Source organism: Shigella sp. FC1967, from assembly GCF_001743005.1.
GTDB lineage: Bacteria > Pseudomonadota > Gammaproteobacteria > Enterobacterales > Enterobacteriaceae > Proteus.
Genome location: NZ_MIIZ01000759.1, coordinates 1 through 3,659 on the forward strand (window position 1 = coordinate 1; position 3,659 = coordinate 3,659).

Below are 3,659 nucleotides of genomic sequence, written 5' to 3' on the forward strand. Positions count from 1 at the left end.
CAAGTAGTCACAAATAGCGCATTAAATGGAGTAATTTTTACGTATAGATAAATATACGTAAAATATAATAAAAAAAAACTGTTAATAACCTGCGCTCAATAGTTAAGTTATATATTGAATAAAGAAAGAATAAAATTAACAGTAAAATAGATTATGTTATCTTTTATTTTGTAATTCGTTACAAGGGAAAATCAGTAAACCCGTTGTGTCGTGACACAGCGATAAACTGGTAAACAGACTTTAATCATGAGTCGTTTGCCTAAATTATCAAGGGTAGGAGCAGCTGATGAGCCAAAGTACGCTAAGAGTAGACGAGTTATATACAGATGAAATTGAAGAGAACATGGAAGAGTTCGATGAAGTTGCTGCAAAAGAGGCTGAAAATGAGTCTGATGCTCAAGATGAAATTGAACTTATTGAAGGAGTCAACCAGCGTGCGCTCGATGCAACTCAGCTTTATTTAGGAGAAATTGGTTATTCTCCTTTGCTGACCGCTGAAGAAGAAGTTTTCTTTGCTCGCAGAGCGTTGCGAGGTGATATTCCTTCAAGACAACGAATGATAGAAAGTAATCTACGTTTAGTTGTTAAGATCTCTCGTCGTTATACAAATCGAGGTCTTGCCCTGCTTGATTTAATTGAAGAAGGGAATTTAGGACTTATTCGAGCGGTTGAAAAATTCGATCCTGAAAAAGGTTTTCGTTTTTCAACTTATGCGACATGGTGGATACGTCAAACGATTGAACGTGCCATTATGAACCAAACTCGAACTATCCGCCTTCCTATTCATATCGTTAAAGAGCTGAATGTCTATTTAAGAACGGCAAGGGAATTAGCACACAAACTTGATCATGAGCCCAGTGTTGAGGAAATTGCACAAACACTAGATAAACCCGTTGAAGATGTGAGTAAGATGCTACGTTTAAATGAACGTATTACTTCTGTTGATACCCCAATTGGGGGTGATTCAGATAAAGCATTACTTGATATTATCTCTGACGAAAATGAAGAAGGGCCGGAATCAACAATTCAGAATAATAACCTCAAGGAAAATATCATAAAGTGGTTATTTGAATTGAATCCTAAGCAACGTGAAGTATTAGCACGTCGTTTTGGGTTATTAGGCTATGAAGCGGAAACGTTAGAAGATGTTGGTAGAGAAATTGGTCTGACAAGAGAAAGGGTTCGTCAAATTCAAGTTGAAGGGCTACGTCGTTTAAAAGACATTCTACAAAGTCAGGGATTATGTATTGAAGCTCTTTTCAAAGCATAGTTAGCTACCTATTTTCTGTTTATCGCCTTAATTGATATATTGTTATTACCAAAGCCGATTAGTGAGTTTGCTAATCGGCTTTTCTTTATCTTGTATTATGCGATTTAAAACGATAAAACAAAGAGCGCCGTTTTGCATCTTATTAGCCTGATGAAAGTGATAAAGGAAGATATGAAAGATTATTTTTTAAACGTTAAATTAGAACGTTGCGATTTTAACCAAAGTCAGATCTCTCCAAAGGGAATGGTGAGATTAATTGCATCAGGTAAAAACTTCTATCTCAATGAAGCTGATTTTGCTAATTCTCAAGATTTTCTTAAACGCTTAAAACAAGGTGATGAGCTTAAAATCTGTGCCGAGTTATTGAAAAATGGCAGTTTCTGGGTGCAATGGATTTATCATGATACAAAAGGAAGACTTGAGCCTGAAAGAAAATTCACGCTAACCGCACAACAACAAAAATGGTTATTGCTTGCATTTATTCTTACCGTTATGGGGAGTGGGTGGAGTTATTATTCATTGCTCTATCTAGACGTTAATTTCTTTATCGTTGTTTCCATGGTGATTTCATTTGGTGCTGTAATGGCTGGGGTGAGTTATATCGGAGAAAAAGCTTATCGCTATTTTCAGCTCACCAGACCCAAACATAGAAAGAGAATAAAAGCGTTAGATAAAGTCATTGCTAAGCAAGATATCATTGCTCCTGATGGTGAACAATTGATTATTCCAAGCATAAAAACAACTCAATTACCAAAACGTATTGCTCGTAAAAATCTAACTCTTCATATAAAAGGTAATAAAGTACAACGAGTTAGAGGGAAAATAAAACTTCATCATGTTGATAGAATTAAAATACATTCCCGCAATAGCGAAACTGTAATAATGCAAATATCCTGTTTGATTGATAAACATCCTTTTGTATTAAGTTATAGAGAGCGCTTATTTTATTCTGATCATAATTTATTTCTTGCTGATGGTGATGAGGTTGAATTGTTCTTTTGGCAAGCCGAAGATAAGAATTCAGGGCCTATTGTCTTGGGAGTCTATAATCATACAGATAACGGCGCTTATTCAATTTCAGGACACATGTATATTGGGCACCAGCGTACATATCGCTTATCGCTATTAATAACCGCATTAGTCAGTGTTTTTATTTTCTCAATTGTGGCTATTTTCTCTATTTCTGATGTTTACGATAATGGCAATTATTGGGATAAATGGGATTGGTATTCTATGGGGGATTCCCTTTTAGGAATAGGTATTATTTATAGCTTAATCATAACCGGCTTTGCCTTTTTAACTGCATTGTTTTCAAACCTTTATATTTTGTTATCAGAAAAAGGTAATAGCAGTTATCAAACTCATTTTTTACTTCAGCAGCAATGTGTTGAAAACAAACAACCGGTATATATTACGGAGCTGCGTCAATGAACCCTTTTTTCCGTAAGCCTTTTATCATTATTACAAGTTTATTTATTTTAAGCTTACTGCTTTTTTATGGTGTACTTTTTCATGGCTTTGCCTCTAAGTGGCAATGGAAAAATGAAAACTCTTCTGAGTTATCTTCATATCCTTATTCTCATTATAATTCGCGTAAGGTTTTTTATACTTCTAGTGGGATATTAATTAAGAGTGAATCCGATAGTGGGCGATATGACGTAGATATTTATGGTCGACTTCATCGCCAAGATGATCAGAGAAAATATACGCTGTATTTTTCTGATAAAGAAGGCACTCGCTTTGTATCACAAGGCAAAGGTAGCTTTTATAACGCTTATTGTGTTCTTGATAAATGTGTTTTATTTACACAGCAGGGGCGCCAACATATAGATTTAGCAGAGTTTACAGTAGCCGATTTAATTCCTTGGCAAGAGGCTAACGGTGGTTATTATCGTTTTCCTTTAGCGCTTATCGGTGGAAAATTATTATATTCAGAATCCACATCACAATTAGTATTAGTTGATAATAAAACGATACTAACAAGTTTAGATGAAGGGGAGAGTTGGGAATATTCTATTAATACAGAAGATCTGGTGAAGCAATATTATGCAGAAGATTTTGGTGAGTTTACACAATTTCATTATGCCCTTTCAGGCGATTCTCTTGTCATTTTTTACAATCATCATTACACAACAAACACGTTAGAAATTACGCTAAATTTAATCAGTAAAGAAGTGACAAAAACACGTTGGCTACCATTGCGGGTAAAAGAAGTTGCTCAAAATGATAAAGGTGATATCTATCTTATTACTCAAGATGCATCTCGTGATCTTTATTCTGTTGTTCAACGTCAATTTGATGGGAATTTAGTAACTTTCTATGAAAGTGGTTATAAATATTTGAGTGGTTTGATGGTAAGTCATGATTATTTAATCTTAAATAAAGGTTA

The 3,659-nt window shown here is 34.7% G+C and carries 3 protein-coding genes; all 3 read left to right on the top strand.

The window, feature by feature from the left end; all coding sequences use genetic code 11:
- Positions 1 to 286 precede the first annotated feature (286 nt).
- On the top strand, positions 287 to 1,270 hold the full coding sequence (gene rpoS / locus BHE89_RS12190; RefSeq protein WP_069367293.1) for an RNA polymerase sigma factor RpoS: 984 nt from the start codon (positions 287 to 289) through the stop codon (positions 1,268 to 1,270).
- 171 nt (positions 1,271 to 1,441) lie between these two features.
- Positions 1,442 to 2,701 carry a hypothetical protein gene (locus BHE89_RS12195; protein WP_069367294.1) on the top strand — a complete coding sequence of 420 codons (1,260 nt, stop codon included), beginning with the start codon at positions 1,442 to 1,444 and terminating at the stop codon, positions 2,699 to 2,701.
- A partial coding sequence (locus tag BHE89_RS12200) for a hypothetical protein (protein WP_141008293.1) occupies positions 2,698 to 3,659 on the top strand: 962 nt, incomplete at its 3' end. The genes BHE89_RS12195 and BHE89_RS12200, both read left to right, overlap by 4 nt.

Coding starts and splice junctions, on each gene's coding strand:
- rpoS (WP_069367293.1), top strand. CDS start 287: ATGAGCCAAAGTACGCTAAGAGTAGACGAGTTATATACAGATGAAATT.
- BHE89_RS12195 (WP_069367294.1), top strand. CDS start 1,442: ATGAAAGATTATTTTTTAAACGTTAAATTAGAACGTTGCGATTTTAAC.